The organism is Streptomyces sp. 12E (assembly GCF_055633275.1).
This window is the reverse complement of the sequence record NZ_JBVNCJ010000001.1, coordinates 6,916,451-6,937,469: the sequence shown is the minus strand read 5'-3', so window position 1 is coordinate 6,937,469 and position 21,019 is coordinate 6,916,451. Positions and strand designations below refer to the sequence as shown.

Below are 21,019 nucleotides of genomic sequence, written 5' to 3'. Positions count from 1 at the left end.
CGGCGGGGGGCTGGTCCCGTCCCCCGCCCCCGAGCGACTGGAGCACGACGTGTCCCCCTCCGCCCCCGTGACCTGTCAGGTACCGTCCGGCCGGGCCTTCACCTTCTCGACCCCCCGCGGTTCCGTCACCACACGCCCGGCCGCGATCAACGACCACGAGGCCGTCGGTGCCATGCACACGCGCTCCAGTCTGGAGTCCCGCTACAACCGTTACCAGAGCGCCCGTGGTGGCCCCAGCCGACGTGAGTGGTCCGCCCTCGTCCGCCCCGGCACCGGGGAGAGCTACGTCTCCCGGCCGGACACCGAGCCGCTGCGGGTCGTCTCCGTCTGCCACCTGCTGCACACGCCCACCGAGGGCGTCGGCGAACTCGGCATCCTCGTGGAGGACGCCTGGCAGGACCTCGGTCTGGGGACGGCCCTGGTACGGCACGTCCTGGACCGGTCCCGGTGCCTGGGCCTGCACACGGTGCTGGTGATGACCGACTGGTCCAACCACCGCATGCGGGCCATCTGCCGCACACTCGGCTCCCGCACCCTGCGCGTCGACGGGAACATCCTCGAACTGGCCCTGCCAGCGGCCCCGTCGACGACGGGGCCGTGCACGCGCGGACGCGGTCGCCGGGCTCGATGAGCCGTCCCGCCCCCCTGTGTCACCGACTGCGCTGCGGTGTCCCCCACGGCGTGCCGCAGGACTCGTCGTAGGCGTCCAGAGCGTCTCGGAGCGCGGCGCGCGAGGTGACGCCGAGCTTGGGGAAGACCCGGTAGAGATGCGCGCCGGCGGTGCGGGGCGAGATGTTGAGCTGGCGGCCGATCTCCTTGTTCGACAGCCCGCTGGCGGCGAGTTCGGCGATACGGCGTTCCTGCGCGCTCATCGCGACGCCGTTCCCCGAGTTGGGCATCCCGACACCCACACCGGCGGCCCGCAGTTCGTTGCGGGCCCGCTGGGCCCACAGCGGTGCCTTCAGCCGCTGCTCGAACAGTTCCATGGCGGTGCTCAGGTGGACCCGGGCAGCCGTGTACTCCCGGCGACGGCGCAGCCATTCGCCGTACAGCAGGCGCAGACGGGCGTAGTCGTACGTCCACAGGTCGGCGTCCGGCAGTGCCAGCGCGGCCTCGTAGAGGGGGCCCGCCTCGTCGTCGGGGGCGGCGACGGCGGTGGCCAGGGCGAGGATGACCGCCAAGTGGGGGGAGACGGTGTCCAGCCGGGCCCGCTGTCCCGCCGCCACGTGTGCCCGGGCCTCGGCAGTGCGGCCGGTCCGCATCGCGGACTCGACGAGGTCCACGAACACCCGCTGGTAGTGGGGGAAGTGGGAGGGCAGTTCGCCCGGCGGGGTGACGGCGACCGCCTGCTGATACGCCTCCTCGAAGTCGCCCCGGCCGATCGCGGCGCGGGCCCGCGTCTCCGGTACGGCCGCCAGCAGGAGCTGCATGCGCCGGGGCTGTGCCCAGGCGATGATGGTGTCACAGTGCTTGCGCAGCGCCTGCTCGTCGCCGCGCCCGGAGGCGACCATGGCCAGGGCGTAGGTGAGGATGACGTGGATGAGCTGGTAGTCGTGTTCCGTGGCGTCCGCGATGCCCCGGGAGGCGATGGCCTCGGTCTTGTCCCATTCGCCCCGCATGAACGCTTCGTGGGTCCGTGCCACCGGCCCGAAGCGCAGGCTGTCGTACCGGGCGGGCCCGATGCGCTCCCGCCACTGGGCGTCGTAGAAGGTGAAGCAGTCGATGTACATCGCCGTGTAGATGAGCCAGTTGACGCGCCACAGGGAGGTGGTGGGCGACAGGGTGCCGGCCACTCGTTCCAGTCGTTCGCGGACGCCGTGCGCGGTGCGCGCGGGGTCGGCCACGGCGTCGAAGCACATGCGGGCGGCCTCGGACATCCTGTCGCGCACCTCGTACACCCCGGGCCACAACTCCGCGCGCCCGCCCCAGACAGCGGCGTTGAGCAGGACGTAGAAGGCGTCGTCCGACACCTCCGGGTCCTCGGCGGACTCGCTCGTGGAGGCCGTCCGCATGAAGGGCAGCAGAATGCGGAAGACCGCGTCCACGTCACCCTCGCGGTGGAACTGCACGTACGCCGCGGTCGTGGCGGCCCGGAACGACTCCGTGCTGTGCGCGGTGGCCAGTTCGTGCGCCGTCTCCAGCAGGCCGCCGATGCCGGCCGCGAACGCGGCCTCGTCCACGCGGCGGGACCGTTCCGCGGGGTCCTGGCTCAGTTCGGCCGCCCGGCGGAAGGCCGCGGCGGCCTCCGCCGCACCGCCGCGGGCCAGGGCCCGCTGGGCGGCCCGGGTCAGCTCCACGGCGACGGCCTCGTCCGGTGCGTCGGCGGCGTGCGCCAGGTGCCACGCCCGGCGCTCCGGGTCGGTCTTGTGCGCCTCGGCCAGGGCCCGGTGCGCCGCCCGGCGCCGTCCTCCCGGCGACATGTGGACGACGCAGGAACGCGCCAGGGGGTGCCGGAAGGCGATCTGCTCGGCGAGGTGGTCGAGGCGGACCAGCCCGGCACGCACACAGGTCTCCAGCATGCCGTCGTCCCACTTCTCGCCGGCCTGGGTCGACGCGGCGAAGATGTCCCGCAGATTGCCCCGGCGCTCTCCGGCGAGGGCAGTCAGGAGCAGTGCGAAACGTGCCTGGGGGGTGAGCGCGCGGATACGGTCGGCGAAGACGCTCTCCAGCCTGCTGCTGAGCGGCAGCATCATCGGGAGGGACTCCTCGCCGTCCCGCTGCGCCTCGGTGAGCTGGGTCGGCAGTTCCACCAGGGCCAGCGGGTTGCCTTCCGCCTCGTCCAGCAGGCGTCGGCGGGTCGACTCCGCGAGGCCGGGGTGGTTGCTGTCCAGCAGCGTCAGGGCGTCCGCCGCCGGCAGCGGGCCAACGGGCAGGACACGCAGGCCCGTCGCGTCGAAGGCTCCGCCCGATCCGCTGCGGCCGGCCATGACGAAGGCCGCCCGGCAGCCGGTGAGCCTGCGGGTGATGAACGTCAGGACCTCGGCGCTGGAGCGGTCGATCCAGTGCACGTCGTCGACCACCACCGACAGGGGCCGGCGCCGGGCGGCAACCTGGATCAGCGCCAGGGCGGCCGCCGAGATGGCGAAACGTCCCGGCGCCGCCCCCTCCCGGACGGAAAGCACCTGCTCCAGCACGCCGCTCTGGAAGTCCGACAGTTCTGTCACGTGCTCGAACAGGGGGTGGAGCAGTTGGTGCAGAGACGAGAACGCCAGTTCCTGCTCGCTCTCGACGCCGACCACGTGCAACAGGCGCAGCCCGCGCTCTTTCGCCCTGTCCGCCACGGCTTCCAGCAAGGCGCTCTTGCCGACTCCGGGGTCGCCCTGGAGCAGTAGGGCCGCCCCCTCGTTCTCCGTGTCCGCCAGCACCGCTTCCAGCGCGCTGAGTTCGGACGCACGGCCTACCAAAGACACCGTTCCTCCCGCGCCGGCGGGCGTCTTCCCCGCCGACACGCCATTGTGGGAGGGCTCGGGATCACGGCGCATCTGTCAGTCGACTGGCGACTCCCACCGGTCCGGACGGTGGGGGGCACCTCGCGGTCACACGTACCCGCACGTTCCCAGGTTCAGCCGGAGTACGACCAGAAGCCGCCGAACGGTGCCCGATGGGGCAGTCGGCGGGGACTCAGCGTGTGAGGACGCCGAGAGCCAGGTCCAGTGACCGCATGGAGGCGTCGGCGTCCCCGGTGGCCTTGCCCCGCAGGGCACCGCCCTCGAAGGCGTCGATGAGGAAGGCCGCCAGGTCGCGGGCGGGCTCCGAGGAGGTGATCTCCCCTGCCTCGCGCCCTTGCTCGATGATGTCGGCCAAGGCGTCGGTCCATTCGCTGAGGCTGCCGCGAACGGCCGAGCCGACCTCGTCGCCCGCCGTCGGCGTCTCACTAGCCATGGTGACCAACAGGCAGCCGAACTCCACACCGGTACCCCTGGTCCGGGCCGCCTGCCCGGCGAAGTGGGTCCGCAGCCGCTCCACCGCCGGGCGGCCGTCGGCCGCCTCCAACATGGTGAAATCCGTACCGTCGCCGTAGCGGCGGACGATCTCCGCGGCCAGCTCCTGCTTGCTCTTGAAGTGGTTGTAAAACGATCCCTTCGGCACCCCTGCCGCGCTGGTGATGTCCTGCACGCTCGCGCCGTTGAAACCTTGGCGACGGAACACGGTCTCCGCGTGTTCGATCAGCTTTCCTTTAACGCTCACCTGGGGCATCTATTCAATATGGCCGGTCGGCTTGGCTTCGTCAAGACTCCCGTCGCCGAGCGGCGGGTGACACCCGCTTGACCACTAATACGACCGGTCATATTGTCTGATCATCGATCGGCCGAACGCTGTCGCCGCCACCCGGAAAGGACGTGATCATGGCCAGTGACACTTCCGCCCGCCCCAGACTTGCGCTGAACACCCTCGGTGTCGCGCTGGGTCTGGCCGGGCTGACGGGGACGTGAAGCGCGGCAGGCGATCTCCGCGGAGCGCCCGGCGCGGTCGGTGACGCGCTGTGGACGGCAGCGGCCGGGGCATGGCTCCTGATCCTCGCGCGTTACCTCGTGGCCGCCGGTCCCCACGGCGTCGCCGAGGACCTGCGCCACCCGGCCACCGGCCCGTTCGCCGTTCTGGCACCCGTCGTCGGTTCGCTCCTCGGCGCCCGGCTGGCGCAGGAGCAGCCCGCGCTGGGCCCTTCCTGGTTTGGTCCATGCTGGTGCTCAGCGCGGCGTTCGGCGCCTGGTTCGTGGCCACACTGCTCACCGTGCCGCGCGAGGCGAGGGCCTTGCACGGCGCCTATCTGCTGCCGACCGTGGCGGCGTCGTTGATCTCGGCGCAGTCGGTCGCCGCCACCGGCCACCGGAGGGTCGCCACCGCGCTGTTCGCCGCGGGTGTCCTCTTCCGGCTGCTGATCGGCGGGCTGCTGCTGGTGCGGTTCGCCACCGGGCCCGCCGTTCCGGAGCAGTTGCTGCCGACGCTCGCGATGTTCTCCGCGCCGCCCGCCGTCGCCGGCAACGCCTGGCGGGCGATCGCCGGTCCCGGCCGGGACGAGGGCCAGCTCACCCTGTTCGGCGCCCTGGCGGCCCTCCTGCTGCCGCACCTCTTCCTGCTCACCAGGTACCTGCGGATGAGGTTCACCCTCGGCTTCTGGGCGTTCACTTTCACCCTCGCCGCCAGCGCGACCTAGGGGGTGCGCATGCTGTCCCTGTCGCCGTCGACCTGGCACACCGCCCTGAGCTGGACGGTCGTCGGAACCGCCACCGCGCTGATCGGCGCCGTGGCCGCCCGCTCCCTCGCGTTCCTCCCCCGGCCGCGCCGTCTTGCCCGTCCCGGACGCGTCCAGCACACCTGACCGACCCGTGTCACCTACACGTGGGTGCGTCCCCCACGGACCGCTCCCTCTCGCAACAACCTGAGGCCACGACCTCCAGCCGGACCACGCGGCCTCCGCGCTACGGCGGCCCGGCCCGCACGGTCGTAGCCCGTCGCGTACCCCTGACATGTGACATGTGCGCCCACAGAAGGGCCCCGGCGGGCCATGATGGTCGTGACAGGTGAGCATGTCCGGAGTGTCACCCGCGCAGACACCTGCCCACGTGTGCTCCCGAGGTGGGTAGCATGCGCACCACCGTCCTTAACGAGGGAGTGAAACGTCGTGACCAGCCAGTCGACAGCCACCGTCCGATCGCGGCTGGTGGAGCAAGCCGCGTCGGACCTGGAGGAGAACCGCCGTCAGCAGCGTGAACTGACCGAGCGGATGGCGGTATTGCAGCAGGAGGAAGCCCTCCTGACGGACATCCTGGACCTCGCCCGGCGTTACGAGGGCATCGCGGACCGGTCCCCGCTCCCCGAGCAACTGCGGGACGAGTCGGTCACCGCGAAGACCAAGCGGACGACCGGAGGCACGGCTTCGCGACGCTCCGGCGGGGCCGCCGCTCCGGTGGGTGGGAGGACGAAGACCGGTGCGAAGAGGAAGACGCAGCGGCCCCTCCTCGGCGACCTGCTGCTGGAGCTGCTCGGCCGGCACGACGCCCCCTGCGCAGCCGCGGACCTGCGCGACGAGCTGCTGGAGGCGCACCCGGATCGCAACCCGACGCCGCAGGTGGTGCGGAACACCCTGGAGTCGCTGGTCGCCAAGGGCCGCATCCGCCGCCACAAGGAGCAGCGTTCCGTCATGTACACCGTCGTGCCGGAGGCGAAGAGCTGAGGAGCGGGCCACGGCTCCGGCGCATACCATGAACGGGATTCCCCACCAGGCGACCGGACCTCCCGCTCCACATGAGTAGAGGCGCGTCACTTGACCGCCACCGGATGGCCGGCTCGATAGGAAGAGTCGGGGCGGCCGGCGACAACGCGGCCTTGGAGTCCTTCTTCAGCCTGCTGCAGAAGAACGTCCTCGACCGCCGGACCTGGACCACTCGCGAGGAACTCCGGATCGCGATCGTGACCTGGATCGAGCGGACCTATCACCGCCGCCGCAGACAAGTCGCACTCGGCCGACTGACCCCCGTCGAATTCGAAACCGTCATGACCACACCGGCCCTCCACGCCGCGTGACCGAACCTGTCACCCAAACCTGCAGCAGACCCGAACTCGGGTACGGCAAGTCGCTCCATGACGTGATGGTGGAGGTACACAAGCGCGCCGTGAAGGGCGACATCGTCGATACGACGGAGGTGGAGGCGCTCGTTGACCGGCACCTGCACGTTCCGTTCGCACCGGAGCCGCTCAAGGAACAGCTGCGCAACGCAGCCATCCGCTCTGTCCACCGTTACCTCCGCGAGAACGGCTCGCGACTGTCCCTCACCGAGCACTCCGAGCAGCCCGTGGAGGTGCACCTCACGCCAGGGGTGACGGTCAGCGGGCGAATCGACCTGATCCGCCGGATCGCCACCGGTGAGCAGTCGATCGTGGACTTCAAGTCCAAGGAACGCGCCCAGGCTGACGCTGTCACCCGCGATCAACTACACATCTACGTCGCGGGGTACGAGGAACTGAGCGGCAAGCGCGCCGACCTCGTCGAGGTCCTGAACCTCGACGAGGGCAGCCGCAGCAGCCGCGAGGAGGTCAACGACACCCTGTTGAAGGAGATCTCCGGCAAGGTCGCCAAGGCCGGGGACCAACTCCGCCGCAACGACATGCCCCGCAAGACCTCCTGGTGCAGCACCTGCGCCGCCTGTGACTTCGCCGCGATCTGCCGGGACCGACCCGGCGCTCCATAGCGCCGCCCAGCCACATCAGCCCGTCGGACCGCGGCGTTGTGCGCTACCAGCGCCACGGTCCAACCTCCGCACCGCCAGTCCAACCAGTGAGATCGTCCCCACCATAACCTCAGCAAGACGCGGCCGAGGGCGCCGGGAGCTGGTCTGCGGTGCCGCCGCCGAAGGTGGAGCCGGAGATACCGGCGCAGGATACACAGCGCCTTCGTCCCATCGCCGTCCACGGCCTGGGCCAGGTCGGCGATGGAGGCGGGCGTGTCCTGACGGTATCTCCGCCGTCAGCCTCCACGACAGCCAGGCCCTCATCCCGCTGGTCCGCGGCGTCCCGCCCATCCGCTCCCGCCGTGGCCCGCGGCGCAGGCAGCCCGGGAAACTGCACGGTGAGAAGGGCTACAACTATCGCCACCTGCGCCGATGGCTCGCTTTCCGCGGCATCCGGCACCGCCTCGCCCGCAAGGACATCGAGTCATCCCGACGCCTGGGCCGGCACCGCTGAGTGGTAGAGCGGATCGTGTCCTGGCTGTCTGGCTGCCGACGCCTGCACCGCCGCACGAGCGCAAGCCGGAACACTTCCTCGCCTTCACAGCCATCGCCGCGACCCTCATATGTCACCGCAGACTCACCAAGTGAAATGACATCCAAGAACGGTATCGACCCAACGTGGAGATGACGTAGCCTCTTGTCCGTGAGCGACCGTCTTCCGAGCGACCCTGTTGCGGAGCAGTACAGCAGCCTACTGGTGGCGACCAACCTGCTGTCCGTCGGCGTCGATCGAAGCCGTGTGGGCCTTCTGCATTCAGCCGCCGTTCGTCTGCGCGAATTGATGGACGTGCCCTGGCTCATCGTCGGGCCGATGGCCAACTCCAGCCTGCCAGAAGGTCTGGACATGGCTCGCTTCCTTCTCCGTACCGCGGAAGAAGCCTCCGGCTTCCCGTGCAGCACTTCCGGCCTGCTACACAGACCGGAGTCAACGCTGGCCGCCAGCGCCTCGGCAATGGCCGGCGGCCACCACCGGCTCTCGGAACTGAAGTCCGTGATTCACCACGCCGCAGGCTCCGGTAAGACAGCAACGATAGCGCTGACGCTCGTCGACCTGCTGACTCAGCGGATGGGCCGCCTCAACGGCCACGGACACCGTCCCACAGCGGCTGAAGTCGGGGACATCGCCAACGCCGCACGGGCCATCTCAGATCTGTTGCTGGTTCTCACGCAACGCCTTCTCACCGGCTGCGTCGGGTTTCTCGGAGAAGTCGTCGCTGTCCCGCCCACCGCGTCTTCACCGTGCGGTCTCCTGCGACTGGCCGCCCCACGAGTACCCCGGGCTCCGGGATCGCCACAGGTTTCCGGCCCAACTGGATTCGCCCTCGCCGCATAGCCTTACGCGAGGGTGCCAAGACCCTCGTGAGGTTGATCGTGCAGTTGTCCCCCTGGCTAATTCTTTACCTGCTGCTGTTGCCTATTGCAATCTGGTGGTACGGCGTCCGTGCGCGTCGGCTCTCACGGTGCTTCAGGTCGTGGGTGTCGCGTTCGAAGTTGAGGTTCCTCGCCTCACTCCGGCGCAGGTTGTTGAGCCTGCTCACGGAGCCTTCGACGAGCGAGCCCAACGACGTGGAGGAAGCCCGGAAAATTCCAATTCGGCCGCGGTCTTGATCCGACAACGTCTCACCCATGGGAAAGGTGCCTCCTCCCGGGCGGAGGTACCTCTCCTCGCGCAATTGCTACTTCACCGGCCAGTCGCCGACAGGGCACTGGCATCTGCCCAGTGGCTTCGCGTACGGCCTCGTCATGAGTACAGGCAAAGACGTCGCGGTCGGTGCAGCCGAGAGCGCGCCGGCCGGTTACCAAGCGGATGGCGCAGCGGGTGTCTGGCACGGGGTCACGCCTCGGGGTGTTCGCGGGCGGACTTCAGGATCAGGTTCCAGACTGCGCGGGAGTACGTCTTCTCCGTCTGCGCCTGGAGGGCCTTGATGCGGTCGGGCTGCATCAACGTCCTCGCCCAGGTCGCCGCCGCCAACGCCGCACTCCAGTCCTGCGCTCTCGCTCTGCTGAAGGAGCACCTCAACAGCTGCTTCATAGAGGCAATGGTGGAGGGCAGCGAGCAGGCCCAGGCAAAGGTCAGCAAGGCGTCCCAGGCCATCGCCCGGCTCGTACGGGCCTGACCACCGAAGTTCCGGGCCCCGGCGGATCGACCGCCGGGGCTCGGACTATTGCCGTAGCCACCGCTGCACGAACTGTCGGAAGCGAGCGATGAGTGGCCAGCGCCTGCCCTCGGATTGTCCTTGGCCGGACTGGCCGGTGCCAGTGCGTGCCGCTTCGATCTGTCTCGGTGTCCACCGTTCGGCCCACTGGGCGGTGTTAGCGCGGATCCAGTAGTGCGATCGGCAAGGGTAGCTCCAGTTCCCAATGGAAGGGCTGAGGCTGATGGAATCACCGTCGAACGTGAGGCTCCAGTCGGTCGGGCTGAGCGGGGTCACGACCTTGTTGCCGCACCCGCAGCAGCACAGGTGAACCACCGTTGTGAAGGGAAGGGACACGTAGAGGACGCCGAGTTTCAGCTTTTCGGGGATGTAGTGGACGAACTCGTGGGTGAGCCGTACCACTCTCACGGGGTGTCCTCGTTGGTCAGGACGTTGCCGTCGATCTGGTACACGCTGTGGAACTCCTGCTCAAGGTCCAGGTAGAACCCGCACAGTTTTTTCCACTTGATCACGGCCAGCGTTGCGTTGAGGGCGTTGAGGTCGGCGATCTGGATGTTGTGCTGGTAGTCGTTGGGGCCGACACCGTCTGCCGCCGGGATGCGCTGGTGGTCGTGCGCGTGCTTACGCCTGGCCGGAGTGCTGGTGGTGACCCTTACCAGGCCGGACAGTTGTCCGTCAGTCTCGTACACGCCCATCCCCACGTCGATGAACGCCACCTGGTGCCGTTCGAGTTCCTCAACGATCCGTCGACGCGCGGTATTGTCGTCTACCGACAAAAAGACAAAGTCCGCTGTACGAAGCGTCTCGGCGTTGGTCTCGTCCACGTATACGGGGTGTGTGATGACGCCGGGGTGCATCCGACCGTAGACGGCAGCGAAGTGCTCGGCCTTGTTGGGGGTTTTTTCAAGTTCTTCGCGTGAGACAGCGCCAGGCGAGCGGAAGGCGTTATGCTGCAGGAACTTGTCACCGTCGTAGAGGTGGATCTCCGCCACGGGCGTCTTCGCGACAAGGTCGAGGATGTAGCTCCCGGTCCCTCCCAACCCCACGATGACAACACGCAGGCCGTGCAGGCGGCGTGAAACAGTTGCGATGCCGGCCCTACTGGAGGCGGTGTCCGTGTATCGGAACACCGAATCCTCGGCAGCGTCGTCGAGGACGGGGAATGTCGTCGCGGTGGCCTCGGGGTCCAGCTGCTGGGCCTCGGAGGCCAAGATGGCGGCGTAGGTCGTCATCTTGGCGTAGTAGTCCGGGTAACCGGACGCCGGCTTGCTCGAGAAGGTGAGGTCAACCTCGACCCCGAGCGCCGGGGTCTGCCGCCCGCGGCTGTTGATGAGGGCTTCGAGCGGCTGTCCCAGGTGGTTGCAGGGCTCGGCGCCGCTAAACATGACGACGTGCGTGCCCGGGGTCACGGTCACGTCACCCGCCAGAGACAGCTCCGAAACGAGAACTCCGTAGCGGACCCGTCGCTGGGTGTCCACGTATGGCACGTGGTGCATCAGCAGGAGTCCGGACCGGACCTCGATCTCGTATCCCTCTTCCTGCAGGCGGCGCAGGTCCGGGCTACGACTTGTCAGTTGCGGTGACACTGAAGACCGTCCTGTTCTTGATCTGCACGCTGGTGCCTGCTGTGAGCGTGCCCTCGGCCGGCTTCTGGTCGGCATGCCGGAAGCTGATCGTGACGAGGACGTAAGGGCCGGTGGGCACCGGGTTGAAGGCGAAAGCGACGACCTCCTCGAAGGAGAGGGTGTCCGTGGACACGGTCCGCTCCTGCCCGTTGACGATGATCTTGTAGGTGCGTGGGCGCGCCATCTCGCTCGGGGTGTCGGGGTGACTCACGGCCAGCTCCTTCCTCTTCGTTTTCATTGACGACAGTGAAAACGTAGCACGAGAGGGGCTGAAGGTACATGGTTCCGCCCGCGTAGGTGACCTCGCGCCAGATCCCTGCGACTGGCATGCTGTTCAGCCGTGCTACTGGAACTCGCCGGACGTCACCCGCTGCTGCGCGACAGCCTTGCCATTCACAGCACCGACGACGGCCGAATCGTCCTGGACGCCCGGCGCCTGCTGTTCGCCAGCCCGCTCGACCTGACAGCTACGGCCGCCGCCGCACACACCCATGTAGCCGTGGATGCACACGCGACCCTGCTGCTCCCCGACTCCAAGGACGTCACCGCCTACGTGCAGCGGATGGACCTGCTCAAAGCCCTGCCGCCAGGCACGCACGTCGAGGGGAAGGTCCCCGAGGACATTCGCAGCGACTGCTCGGCCACCCTGCTCGAAGTCGCGGCCCTGCGCCCCGACACCGCCGACACCATCAGCGAACGACTCGGACGAGTTGCCACCCAGCATCTCGGACCACGCGACGGACGCCGTGTCTTCAAAGGCATCGGCGAACTGATCGACAACGCCATCAGCCACGGCGCCAGCACCTGTGGTGCGTTCATCGCCGCGCAGGCATACAGCGGCAAAACCACCGGCTATCGGCGTCTGGAGATAGCCGTATGCGACACCGGCATCGGAGTCCTTACCCACCTGCGCCGTAACCCGGAACATGCCCATATGACGACCAGCGCCCAAGCCCTTGAGCACGCTGTGCGGCCCGGGGTCAGCGGCACCCGCGACATGCGCGGCAACGGCCTCCCCGACCTGCTGGCCGGCACGAGCGACACCGCCGCCACCCGCCTCATCCTGCGCAGCGGCGACGGCCTGCTGCGCGCCGGTCGCCTTCGCCGCGCAGCGGTCACTCGCGGCATCTCCACACGAACCCCTGTGCAGGGAACATGGTCCTGGCTGAGAGTCTCGTATCGCCCATGACCGACCTGTGCTTCAATGAATGAAATGAAACCGCAGAAACGCGAGACGCTGCTCGCCTACTCCGTGAAAGAGCACGGCACGTTTCTCGCCACCAGGGTGAAGGGTGCCGATGCTCGCCGAGCTCTGGAAGAGCAACTCACGGCCGCTACTCGCACCCCCCTGCTGACCATCGACTTCAGCGGCGTGGAAGCGATGACCAACAGCTTCGTGGACGAGTTCCTCGGCAAGTTCTATCTCCAGCTGGCTGCCGGAGACGTCAGTGCGGACGGCGTCCAGCTGGTCGGCCTGGACGAGGAGACCCGCGAGGGAGTCGCTGTCTGCCTGGCGCGCCGTAAACAGGTCGCTCTCGACGGCGACACCCACGAACTGCTGGGTGACGCTTCGATACTTGCTGGCACTTATGCCGAAGCACGCCGGTTGACTGACTTCCGGGCCACCGAGCTGGCTGAGGCGCTCGGCATCTCGTTGCCGAATGCCAACAACCGACTCAAACGCCTGGTCGAGGCAGGTGCCTTGTACCGGGAGCGTTCTGCTGGACCCGAGCGTGGCGGGAAGGAGTTTACCTACCGTCTACCCTCGGCCGGAGACGGGCGAGGGGACGCAAAGCGAGCCAAGAAGTAATTCAGGCAGCTCCCTGCTGGTCTGGTCCGCAGCGTCGGACCGCCGTCACAGACCCAGAGAGAACACGACCTGCCAAAAGAGACAACCGCTGCCCGGTCCAGGGCCGGGCAGCGGTCGTCTCTGTGGTCTTTTGCGCGTTGTGCTGCAGGCCGCGGGCCGGCTGAGCAACTACGCGCGGACCCGTTTGTCCTGCGCGATCGGATCTGCACCGGCGCCAGGGAGCGTGGAGGAGGCCGACGGTAACTGGCCACCGTCGCCGGAAAGGCCACAAGGCCCCAGGTCAACCCGGACCGTCGTGTGCATGGTCGGCGGCCAAGCCCGCGTGAATCTTGGGGTATTGTAACAGCAGCCGCAACACTTCCGGCGTACATGTCTTGAGCGGGCAGGTCTACTGCTGCCCGAGGCACGCGGCCTCGGACAGTCGGCAGGACTAAACTGCTATCGGTTGGCGCACCATGTCACCGTAGTAGCTGCCTGGCGTTTCACCGGGTTCAGGAACGTAAGTAAATCCGAGCTTGAGCCACACCTCGTACAGCTCCCGATCCCACGCAGACAAGATGATCTCCTGATCGGGCACCCGAGCAAACAACTCATCGATCAAGGCGCGTGCCACTCCCGTTCGTCGAAACTCGGGAGAAACGTGGAGCTCATAAAGCCTGACGTAGCCGGGATCGCCGCCTGTCGCGCGCCGCAAGCTGGAGTGCAGCCATCCCATACGCACGCCTTGGTCGGGATCCTCTGCGATCAGGGCGTGCAGCGCCTCCGCGAGGGAGGCGGCACTCTCCTGCTTCTCGACGGTGACCGTCCAGCCCTCGGTGTTGTTGCTCATCCATTCGACGTCGGCTGGATGAGCGTCACGAACCCTGATCTTCATGCGTCCTAGGGTCCGTCTTCAAAGATCATCAGATCGTGGATCATGGTGGGGTGGTACGTCGTCATGAACTCACTGACCAGGAGTGGGAGTTGCTCGCTCCGCTGATACCGCGGGCCGCGACGGGCCGGCCGCGGGTGTCGGACCGGCAGGTCATCAACGGGATGGTCTACAAGATCCGCACCGGCATCTCGTGGCGTGACCTGCCCGAACGCTACGGGCCTTGGCAGACGGTCTACACCCGCTTCCGCCGCTACGCGATCGACGGGGTGTTCACCCGGGCCCTGCAGCAGATCCAGGCCCGGGCCGACGCCGCCGGTGACATCGACTGGCTGGTCCAGATCGACTCCACCATCGTCCGCGCCCACCAGCACGCCGCCGCCACCGGCCGAAAAGGGGGAATCAGCGGCCGGACGAACCGGACGATCACGCCCTCGGCCGATCCCGGGGCGGACTGACCACCAAGGTCCACCTCGCCTGCGACGGCAAGGGCCGTCCTCTGGCCCTCCTCGTCACGCCGGGCCAGCGCCATGACAGTGTCTGCGCACGCATCCTGCTCGAACGCATCCGCGTTCCCCGCAGCAGCCTCGGCCGGCCACGCTGCCGACCCGACCAGGTCATCGCGGACAAGGCCTACAGCTCCCGTGGTTTCCGCGCCTACCTGCGGCGACGCGGCATCGCGCACACCATTCCCGAGAAGGCCGACCAGCGGCGACACCGACTGCGGCGCGGGAGCCGCGGCGGTCGACCGCCAGGGTTCGACCGGGAGACTTACCGCCGGCGCAACCTCGTCGAGCGCTGCTTCAACCGGCTCAAGGGCTTCCGCGGCATCGCGACCAGATACGACAAGACCGCCACCTCATACGAGGCAGCGGTCAGTCTCGCGTCGCTTCTGCTCTGGGCAAGATCCGTTTGAAGACGGACCCTAGTAGGGCTTGGTCAGGTTCGTATAGGTGTGGGTATTTCGCGGTGGCAGGTGGGGCAGGCGCCGGTCCAGGTGGCGAGGAGTGTCTGGAGCTCGCGGACGACTTGGTAGAGGCTCAGGCCGGCGCCGGATCTTTTGGGTCCCGCGTCAGTCGTTGCAGGGTGCAAAAGGCATGGGCGGTGGAGACGAGGGTGACGTGGTGGTGCCATCCGGCCCAGGTGCGACCCTCGAAGTGGGCCAGGCCCAAGGCCTGTTTCATCTCGCGGTAGTCATGTTCGATGCGCCAGCGGAGCTTGGCCAGCCGCACCAGGGTGGCCAGCGGCATGCCGGAGGGCAGGCTGGAGAGCCAGAACTGCACCGGTTCGCTCTCACCGGCGGGCCACTCGGCCAGCAGCCACCGCTCGGGCAGCTCCGGATCATCGACGGCCCTGCGGACGCCGCGTCCGGCCGGGCGGATGCGCAGGGCGACGAAGCGCGAGTACATGCGCTTGACGCCACTGCGGCCCTTGCCCGGCCGGGATCCCTCCCGCCAGGACACCGGCCGGGCCGCCGCCTTCCCGGCCGCGATGACCAGGTCCTTCACGGTCTGCGCAGGCTCGGGGTACTGCATCTTCGGCGGCCGGCCGGTGCCCGCATAGACCGGCTTCACGGGCCGGGCCTCGGCCGGATGCGCGGTGTGACGGAAGGAAATCCCGACCACGTAGGGCAGGGCCCGTTCCTCCAGGCCGAGGCGGAAGGCTGCCGCATCGCCGTAGCCGGCGTCCGCGACCACCAACGGAACGTCAAGGCCCCACGAGCGGGTCTCGTCGATCATGTCCAGAGCCAGCTGCCACTTCTCCACATGCCCCACATGATCGGGAATCCCGCAGCGAGTACGGCGGGCGACCTTGACCGCATCGGCCTCCGGCGAGGCCGGGTCCCAGGAGGCCGGCACGAACAGCCGCCAGTCGATCGCGGCCGAGGCACGGTCGGTGGCCAGGTGCACCGAGACGCCCACCTGGCAGTTGGTGACCTTGCCCGCGGTGCCGGTGTACTGCCGCGACACACACGCCGAGGCATCCCCGTCCTTCAGGAAACCGGTGTCGTCCACGATCAGTGCTTCCGGACCGATCACCTCGTGCATCCGCCAGGCCAGCCGGGCCCGCACATGCGCCGCATCCCACGGACTAGAGGTGATGAAGTGCGCCAGCGCCTGCCGGTTGCCGTCCTCACCGAGCCGGGCCGCCATCGGCTCCACCGACTTGCGTCTGCCGTCCAGCAGCAGCCCGCGCACATACGCCTGCCCCCACCGCCGCTGATCCGCCCGGAAGAACCCGTCGAACAACTCCGCCGCGAACGCCTCCAGGTCCTCCCGGACCCCGGCCAACTCCTCAGGTGTCACACCAGCCCAACGACACCGACGAACAAGCAGACACGCCACTTACGAGTGAAGATGACCAAGCCCTACTAGGGTCCGTCTTCAAAGATCATCCGGGTGGTAGATCATGGTGGGGTGGTACGTCGTCATGAACTCACTGACCAGGAGTGGGAGTTGCTCGCTCCGCTGATACCGCGGGCCGCGACGGGGCGGCCGCGTGTGTCGGACCGGCAGGTCGTCAACGGGATGGTCTACAAGATCCGTACCGGGATCTCCTGGCGTGACCTGCCGGAACGCTACGGACCGTGGCAGACCGTGTAGACCCGCTTCCGCCGCTACGCCCTGGACGGGGTGTTCACTCAAGCCTTGCAGCAGATCCAGGCCCACGCCGACGCGGCCGGCGACATCGACTGGCTGGTCCAGATCGACTCCACCATCGTCCGCGCCCACCAGCACGCCGCCACCACCGGTCGAAAAGGGGGAATCAGCGGCCGGACAAACCGGACGATCACGCCCTCGGTCGATCCCGAGGCGGACTGACCACCAAAATCCACCTTGCCTGCGACGGCCGCGGCCGCCCCCTCGCGATCCTGCTGACCCCAGGCCAACGCCACGACAGCATCTGCGCACGCCCCCTCCTCGAACGCATTCACGTCCCGCGCACCGGTCCTGGCCGACCTCGCTGCAGACCCGACCAGGTCATCGCCGACAAGGCCTACAGCTCTCGCGGCTTCCGCGCCTACCTGCGCAAACGCGGCATCGCACACACCATCCCGGAAAAGACCGACCAGCAGCGCCACCGGCTGAACCGGGGCCGCCGTGGCGGCAGACCACCCGGGTTCGACCGGGAGGCCTACCGTCGGCGCAACATCGTCGAGCGCTGCTTCAACCGGCTCAAGGGCTTCCGCGGGATCGCGACCAGATACGACAAGACCGCCACCTCCTACGAGGCAGCGGTCAGTCTCGCGTCGTTTCTGCTCTGGGCAAGATCCATTTGAAGACGGACCCTAGTGGCGTTGTCGCCCGAACGTATAGGTTCACTCGATGGCAACTGCCGCGTACTCCACAACGAGAGGACTTGCGACCAGGCATCGGGAGGTGGTGTCAGTGCTGGGAAGAAGCCCTGTGACACGCGCATACCCGGTCATCACTGTGGATGTGTCGATGCCGGTGTCTTCCTCGTCCAGGGCATGCAGCAATGCCTGAACACCCCGCCTGTGCAGGTCGGCGGCTGTCGGCTGGTCCTCGGGCAGCGGCTCACGGTGCCTGGTGAGTTCCTGGACGACCTGTCCGGCTCGGGTGACGAAGGACGCGCCCAAACTGGATGCGGAGTTCACCACCTCGAGCTCGGGGCCGTCCACCGGCATCGGCGTCCAGCCCCGCAAATGCCGGGCCGATCCGTGCATCAGCAGTCGACAGTCCCCGGCTGTCGCGGGGTTCGCGTGCTGTTCCCGCGCCGAGTCCACGAACAGCACGAGGTCCTGGTGGGCGCCGCTGAGCGTCACGCACCGTAGCGGGGCTTCGAACTGTACCCACTGGCCGGGACGCAGCTCTGGTGCGGTGTACCACTCCGCAACGATCTCCAAGTGTCGGTACACCTGCTGCAGGTGCCGCTGCTGCCCGAGCTCACCGTCCGCAGATGGCGTGTCTATGTCGATGCCGCCGAGCGGTGTGGTCAGGCGAAGAGCACTCGTGCGCGGCACACGTCGGGGCGCAGCCACGAACTGCCGCAGTTTCCCCTTTGATAGGTAAGCGATCTCACGCAAGGCTCGTCCCCGTCCGTGTGCTGGCTTCGACGGGTCATACTGCCACTGCGCGCCCCTTCGTCACCGGCGGTCGGTAACCAATCAACGCACATTTTAGGCCAGTTGAGAGTGCAAAGTACGTACGCACTCAATAATGGGCGAGAACGTCAGGGCCGCGATGACCATGGGGGACGTCATGGAGGACCGGAGCGAGACGGGCTCAGCCCTGGACCGGATCACCGAACGGCTGGAGGGTGTAGGAGAAGAACAGGTTCGTCATGGCGGAAGGTTGAATGCCTTCGAGGTCGGTCTGCACGGCGTACGCGCCGATGTAGTCCAACTACGGGAAGGCATCACCGACGTCCAACAGAAGGTAACGGGACTCGAGAGCGCAGTCAGCGACACCCGACAGGTCTTGGACACCTTCATCGAGCAGTACGGCCGCGACCGCGAGGTAGCCCGGGCGCAAGCCGAGCTGGCCCGTCTGACCACCGTTTTTCACGCGGACTTCGCCCAGCGCAAGCAGACCCGCACCCTGAAGCGCTCCGGGATCGGTGGAGGCTCTATGCGTTGACTCCAGCGGCCGGTTGGGGCTGGTGTTGAGCGTAGTGGTTGGTCTCGTGTTCGTGGGGCGGGATGCTCCCGATGGCGGTATGGAGGCGCTGGTTGTTGAACCAGTCGACCCATTCCGCGGTGCCGAGCTCGACGTCGGCTAGGCCGTGCCAGGGCCTGCGGGGCTTGATCAGCTCCGTCTTGAACAGGCCGATCTGGGACTCCATGAGCGCGTTGTCCAGGGCGTCGCCGACGGTGCCGATCGAGGCATCGATGCCGGCCTCGAGCAGGTGGGCGGTGAACGCGAAGGACGTGTACTGACTACCCGCGTCCGAGTGATGAACGAGCCCGGGACCCGCGGGAGTTCCGGCCCGGTCGCGGCGCCATAAGGCCATGTCGAGGGCGTCGAGGACGAGCTTGGCCCGCTTGCTGGTGGCGGCCGACCAGCCGACGATCGCCCGGGAGAACACGTCCACGACGAAGGCGACGTAGACGATGCCGGACCAGGTGGCGACATAGGTGAAGTCGGCTACCCAGCGTTCGTTCGGACGGGACGCGGTGAAGTCACGTCTGAGCAGGTCACAGGCCCGCTCATGGCCGTCGTCGCGGATGGTGGTGCGGATCTTCTTTCCGCGTCGGGCACCTTCGAGACCGAGGTCGCGCATCAGCCGGGCGACCGTGCAGCGGGCCACGGATATGCCTTCGCGGTGCAGCTGCCGCCAAACCTTCCGCACTCCGTAAACGCCGAAGTTGTCGGCGTGGACGCGGCTGATCTGCGTTTTCAGCTCCGTATCGCGGAGCGACCGCGGGCTGGGGGTGCGGTTCTTGGCGGCGTAGTAGGTGCTCGTCGCGATCTTCAGTCCATGGCTGGTCAGGACTTTGCAGATCGGCTCGACTCCGAACACCTGCCGGTGGGCGTCGATGAACGCTACGAGCGCTTCGACGGCCGGTCGAGCTCGGCCGCGAAGAAAGCTGAGGCCGCCTTGAGAATCTCATTTGCCCGGCGCAGCTCGGCGTTCTCGGCCCGCAGCCGCTTGATCTCCGCGGCCTCCTCGGACGTCACTCCGGGACGCCGGCCGGTGTCGACTTCAGCCTTGCGGACCCACGTCCGCACCGTCTCAGGGGAACCGATGCCCAGCTTCGCGGCGACCGCCTTCATCGCGGCCCACTCAGTTGGGTAGTTGGGGCGGACCTCCGTGACCATGCGTACCGCACGCTCACGAAGCTCGGCAGGGTAAGGGGACGGACGGGCCATGACTCGATCCTCTCAGGGAATCGAGCCTCCATCAGACCCGGAGCGCTTCACCCTGGCCCGCGGGCTGGTACACACCCTTACCGCACACGCTGTGCGCAGGAACTTGGTCAACAAAAGCACGGTACGGTCCTGCGTCGAAGAACGGCTGCTCCTCGAACCGACCTACTGGCTCGCCCCGGCGATCATGGCGGTGGCTGCCAACTTCCGTGACGAAACCGCGCCGGGCGAGCGCGCCCAGGCGCACGCCTGCACCCTGGACGCGGCCAAAGCCAATCTGTTCTTCGCCCTGACTGCTTCCCGCCTCGGAAACGAGGCCGAGGCAGCTGCGTGGATGGACACCTACCTCCAGTCGCTCAATCCTGAGGAACTCGGTCAGGACTTCTGTGTCGTCCTGGACGCCATCGCAAGCAACGAGCTAGGGGAAGACGCGCTGAGTTACACCCGGCAGGCCATGGCGGGCTGGAACCAGAGCATGCACCACCCATTCGCCGGCGGCGCTCAATGGGGAACCCGGCTGCGCAACCTGCGCCGACAGATGTCCGACAAGGAGTACACGGCACTGCGTGAGACATGCACGGAGCAGTGGAACGACCTCAAGTACGGTTGGGAACTCGCTACCGTGCCCGACAGAGCCCTCGCCTACCTCCGCCTCACTTTCCCCGACGGCCCGGATGGAGTCGACCGGCCTGTCAGCGACGGCCGCCACGTCGAAACCGCCCTCGAACGCCTCATCAACCAGCTCGAACCCGACGAGGCACACCTGCATGAGCAAATGCGTCAGCTCGAACGCATCATCGAACACGGGGGAGACCTGGAAGCAGCCGCACAGGCACACGAGTCGCCGCTGGGCCCGGAAACCGAGCCGGTGCCCTTCATGACGCTCCTCGACCAGGCCATCTTCGCCCCGGACACCGCATCGCTGGGCACTCCGGCCCGCCACATGGCCCTCCGCGCCATCTGGCCGAGCCTGGAGAATGCCGCCGACCGAGTCGTCGCAGAATCACGGAATCACCTCCCCAACAAAATCACCCTGAGCATCGCGGGCTACTCGTGGACTCTGCCAACGCACCCACAGCAGACCGTGGAACCGGGCCCGCTCATTGACGACCTGGCCGCGCGCCTAGAGCAAGAGACGCAGGCGCGGTCGGACGCTGTGGTGCGCCGCTGGCCCCGTGTCTGCGTCGCCCTGCTGTTCGGAATCGTCACCGGGACGCTTGTAGTGCCGTTTCTCGACGGCACATCGCAGTATCTGTTCCTCCTTCTCACCTTCATTACTGTCGTATGGGTTTTATGGGAAGTATGCGGTGTTTCCATACGGAAGAGGCATGTGCGTGAGCAGGGTGACCAAATGCGCCATGCCGCCGTCGCAACGCTGGCAAGGGCACTGCGGCAACGGGAGGACTTCTTCACAAAATGGCACGAGGGCATGCAGGACCGGGAAGCCCTCACCCGCTGGGGCGGGCACTCCGAGCAGCACTGACCGCCGGCGAGGCG

General features: G+C 67.6%; 22 protein-coding genes and 3 pseudogenes. 15 read left to right on the top strand and 10 right to left on the bottom strand.

All coding sequences use genetic code 11. The features are described 5' to 3' along the window. Nucleotides 1-67 precede the first annotated feature (67 nt). Nucleotides 68-631, top strand: coding sequence for a GNAT family N-acetyltransferase (locus ACZ8ZB_RS31905; protein WP_470741050.1), 564 nt, complete (start codon nt 68-70; stop codon nt 629-631). Between the two features lie 19 nt (nt 632-650). On the opposite strand, the gene ACZ8ZB_RS31900 is transcribed toward ACZ8ZB_RS31905, so the two are convergent. Continuing rightward, on the bottom strand, nt 651-3,410 hold the full coding sequence (locus ACZ8ZB_RS31900) for an AAA family ATPase (RefSeq protein WP_470741049.1): 2,760 nt from the start codon (nt 3,408-3,410) through the stop codon (nt 651-653). 211 nt (nt 3,411-3,621) lie between these two features. After that, nucleotides 3,622-4,197: a TetR/AcrR family transcriptional regulator gene (locus ACZ8ZB_RS31895; RefSeq protein WP_470741048.1), complete on the bottom strand. Its 576-nt coding sequence runs from the start codon at nt 4,195-4,197 to the stop codon at nt 3,622-3,624. Between the two features lie 481 nt (nt 4,198-4,678). Here ACZ8ZB_RS31895 and ACZ8ZB_RS31890 point away from each other — a divergent pair, with 481 nt between their 5' ends. The 7 genes and pseudogenes from ACZ8ZB_RS31890 (at nt 4,679) to ACZ8ZB_RS31860 (ending at nt 8,562) form a co-directional block, all read left to right on the top strand. Continuing rightward, a complete protein-coding gene (locus ACZ8ZB_RS31890) occupies nt 4,679-5,155 on the top strand; it encodes an SLAC1 family transporter (RefSeq protein ID WP_470741047.1) in 477 nt (158 codons plus the stop codon). Between the two features lie 9 nt (nt 5,156-5,164). Continuing rightward, complete coding sequence (locus ACZ8ZB_RS31885; RefSeq protein WP_470741046.1) at nt 5,165-5,320, top strand: hypothetical protein; 156 nt, start codon at nt 5,165-5,167, stop codon at nt 5,318-5,320. 303 nt (nt 5,321-5,623) lie between these two features. After that, nucleotides 5,624-6,175, top strand: coding sequence for a hypothetical protein (locus ACZ8ZB_RS31880; RefSeq protein ID WP_470741045.1), 552 nt, complete (start codon nt 5,624-5,626; stop codon nt 6,173-6,175). Between the two features lie 110 nt (nt 6,176-6,285). Further along, nucleotides 6,286-6,525, top strand: a pseudogene (locus ACZ8ZB_RS31875) (integrase core domain-containing protein); the annotation flags it as partial. Continuing rightward, a complete protein-coding gene (locus ACZ8ZB_RS31870) occupies nt 6,522-7,190 on the top strand; it encodes a RecB family exonuclease (RefSeq protein WP_470741044.1) in 669 nt (222 codons plus the stop codon). The pseudogene ACZ8ZB_RS31875 and the gene ACZ8ZB_RS31870, both read left to right, overlap by 4 nt. Before the next feature lie 262 nt (nt 7,191-7,452). Beyond that, nucleotides 7,453-7,817 (top strand): annotated as a pseudogene (locus ACZ8ZB_RS31865) (transposase); the annotation flags it as partial. Between the two features lie 55 nt (nt 7,818-7,872). Then, nucleotides 7,873-8,562: a hypothetical protein gene (locus ACZ8ZB_RS31860; protein ID WP_470741043.1), complete on the top strand. Its 690-nt coding sequence runs from the start codon at nt 7,873-7,875 to the stop codon at nt 8,560-8,562. A gap of 64 nt (nt 8,563-8,626) precedes the next feature. Here ACZ8ZB_RS31860 and ACZ8ZB_RS31855 read toward each other — a convergent pair whose 3' ends face one another. Beyond that, nucleotides 8,627-8,767 carry a hypothetical protein gene (locus ACZ8ZB_RS31855; protein WP_470741042.1) on the bottom strand — a complete coding sequence of 47 codons (141 nt, stop codon included), beginning with the start codon at nt 8,765-8,767 and terminating at the stop codon, nt 8,627-8,629. A 387-nt stretch (nt 8,768-9,154) separates the two neighbouring features. Here ACZ8ZB_RS31855 and ACZ8ZB_RS31850 point away from each other — a divergent pair, with 387 nt between their 5' ends. Beyond that, nucleotides 9,155-9,346 carry a metal-sensing transcriptional repressor gene (locus ACZ8ZB_RS31850; protein ID WP_470741041.1) on the top strand — a complete coding sequence of 64 codons (192 nt, stop codon included), beginning with the start codon at nt 9,155-9,157 and terminating at the stop codon, nt 9,344-9,346. A gap of 45 nt (nt 9,347-9,391) precedes the next feature. On the opposite strand, the gene ACZ8ZB_RS31845 is transcribed toward ACZ8ZB_RS31850, so the two are convergent. The 3 genes from ACZ8ZB_RS31845 to ACZ8ZB_RS31835 are packed head-to-tail and all read right to left on the bottom strand — an operon-like array spanning nt 9,392 to nt 11,221. Continuing rightward, the gene (locus tag ACZ8ZB_RS31845) at nt 9,392-9,787 is read right to left on the bottom strand and encodes a ubiquitination-like system serine protease family protein (protein ID WP_470741635.1); all 396 of its coding nucleotides are present in this window, start codon (nt 9,785-9,787) and stop codon (nt 9,392-9,394) included. Nucleotides 9,788-9,789: 2 nt separating this feature from the next. Continuing rightward, nucleotides 9,790-10,971, bottom strand: coding sequence for a ThiF family adenylyltransferase (locus tag ACZ8ZB_RS31840; RefSeq protein ID WP_470741040.1), 1,182 nt, complete (start codon nt 10,969-10,971; stop codon nt 9,790-9,792). Next, nucleotides 10,946-11,221, bottom strand: coding sequence for a multiubiquitin domain-containing protein (locus ACZ8ZB_RS31835; RefSeq protein WP_470741039.1), 276 nt, complete (start codon nt 11,219-11,221; stop codon nt 10,946-10,948). The genes ACZ8ZB_RS31840 and ACZ8ZB_RS31835 overlap by 26 nt, the downstream gene beginning before the upstream one ends. A gap of 129 nt (nt 11,222-11,350) precedes the next feature. On the opposite strand from ACZ8ZB_RS31835, the gene ACZ8ZB_RS31830 reads away from it, so the two are divergent. Beyond that, nucleotides 11,351-12,199 (top strand): hypothetical protein, encoded by an 849-nt coding sequence (locus ACZ8ZB_RS31830; RefSeq protein ID WP_354758730.1) that lies wholly within the window; start codon nt 11,351-11,353, stop codon nt 12,197-12,199. A 24-nt stretch (nt 12,200-12,223) separates the two neighbouring features. Continuing rightward, nucleotides 12,224-12,820 (top strand): MarR family transcriptional regulator, encoded by a 597-nt coding sequence (locus ACZ8ZB_RS31825; RefSeq protein WP_470741038.1) that lies wholly within the window; start codon nt 12,224-12,226, stop codon nt 12,818-12,820. Between the two features lie 430 nt (nt 12,821-13,250). Here ACZ8ZB_RS31825 and ACZ8ZB_RS31820 read toward each other — a convergent pair whose 3' ends face one another. Continuing rightward, nucleotides 13,251-13,694 carry a GNAT family N-acetyltransferase gene (locus ACZ8ZB_RS31820; RefSeq protein WP_470741037.1) on the bottom strand — a complete coding sequence of 148 codons (444 nt, stop codon included), beginning with the start codon at nt 13,692-13,694 and terminating at the stop codon, nt 13,251-13,253. 50 nt (nt 13,695-13,744) lie between these two features. On the opposite strand from ACZ8ZB_RS31820, the gene ACZ8ZB_RS31815 reads away from it, so the two are divergent. After that, nucleotides 13,745-14,607, top strand: a protein-coding gene (locus tag ACZ8ZB_RS31815) for an IS5 family transposase (protein ID WP_107115281.1) whose coding sequence is annotated in 2 segments (ribosomal slippage) — nt 13,745-14,101 and nt 14,104-14,607 — 861 coding nt in all. Because the reading frame shifts where the segments join, the coding sequence is not laid out codon by codon here. 124 nt (nt 14,608-14,731) lie between these two features. Here the strand turns inward: ACZ8ZB_RS31815 and ACZ8ZB_RS31810 are convergent. Further along, nucleotides 14,732-15,997, bottom strand: a complete 1,266-nt coding sequence (locus ACZ8ZB_RS31810) for an IS701 family transposase (RefSeq protein ID WP_470741036.1) — start codon at nt 15,995-15,997, stop codon at nt 14,732-14,734. A 111-nt stretch (nt 15,998-16,108) separates the two neighbouring features. Here ACZ8ZB_RS31810 and ACZ8ZB_RS31805 point away from each other — a divergent pair. Further along, nucleotides 16,109-16,971: pseudogene (locus ACZ8ZB_RS31805) on the top strand (IS5 family transposase). 39 nt (nt 16,972-17,010) lie between these two features. Here the strand turns inward: ACZ8ZB_RS31805 and ACZ8ZB_RS31800 are convergent. Continuing rightward, entirely contained in the window at nt 17,011-17,739 is a 729-nt protein-coding gene (locus ACZ8ZB_RS31800) for an SAVMC3_10250 family protein (protein ID WP_470741035.1), read from the bottom strand. A 133-nt stretch (nt 17,740-17,872) separates the two neighbouring features. Between ACZ8ZB_RS31800 and ACZ8ZB_RS31795 the strand changes: the two genes are divergently transcribed. Beyond that, nucleotides 17,873-18,292: a hypothetical protein gene (locus tag ACZ8ZB_RS31795; protein ID WP_470741034.1), complete on the top strand. Its 420-nt coding sequence runs from the start codon at nt 17,873-17,875 to the stop codon at nt 18,290-18,292. Here the strand turns inward: ACZ8ZB_RS31795 and ACZ8ZB_RS31790 are convergent. Further along, nucleotides 18,282-19,525, bottom strand: a protein-coding gene (locus tag ACZ8ZB_RS31790; RefSeq protein ID WP_470741033.1) for an IS3 family transposase whose coding sequence is annotated in 2 segments (ribosomal slippage) — nt 18,282-19,243 and nt 19,243-19,525 — 1,245 coding nt in all. Because the reading frame shifts where the segments join, the coding sequence is not laid out codon by codon here. The genes ACZ8ZB_RS31795 and ACZ8ZB_RS31790 overlap by 11 nt on opposite strands. Before the next feature lie 91 nt (nt 19,526-19,616). Here ACZ8ZB_RS31790 and ACZ8ZB_RS31785 point away from each other — a divergent pair. Next, nucleotides 19,617-21,005, top strand: coding sequence for a hypothetical protein (locus ACZ8ZB_RS31785; RefSeq protein ID WP_470741032.1), 1,389 nt, complete (start codon nt 19,617-19,619; stop codon nt 21,003-21,005). Nucleotides 21,006-21,019 lie beyond the last annotated feature (14 nt).

Coding starts and splice junctions, on each gene's coding strand:
- ACZ8ZB_RS31885 (WP_470741046.1), top strand. CDS start 5,165: ATGCTGTCCCTGTCGCCGTCGACCTGGCACACCGCCCTGAGCTGGACG.
- ACZ8ZB_RS31890 (WP_470741047.1), top strand. CDS start 4,679: ATGCTGGTGCTCAGCGCGGCGTTCGGCGCCTGGTTCGTGGCCACACTG.
- ACZ8ZB_RS31825 (WP_470741038.1), top strand. CDS start 12,224: ATGAAACCGCAGAAACGCGAGACGCTGCTCGCCTACTCCGTGAAAGAG.
- ACZ8ZB_RS31820 (WP_470741037.1), bottom strand. CDS start 13,694: ATGAAGATCAGGGTTCGTGACGCTCATCCAGCCGACGTCGAATGGATG.
- ACZ8ZB_RS31850 (WP_470741041.1), top strand. CDS start 9,155: ATGCGGTCGGGCTGCATCAACGTCCTCGCCCAGGTCGCCGCCGCCAAC.
- ACZ8ZB_RS31795 (WP_470741034.1), top strand. CDS start 17,873: ATGGGCGAGAACGTCAGGGCCGCGATGACCATGGGGGACGTCATGGAG.
- ACZ8ZB_RS31895 (WP_470741048.1), bottom strand. CDS start 4,197: ATGCCCCAGGTGAGCGTTAAAGGAAAGCTGATCGAACACGCGGAGACC.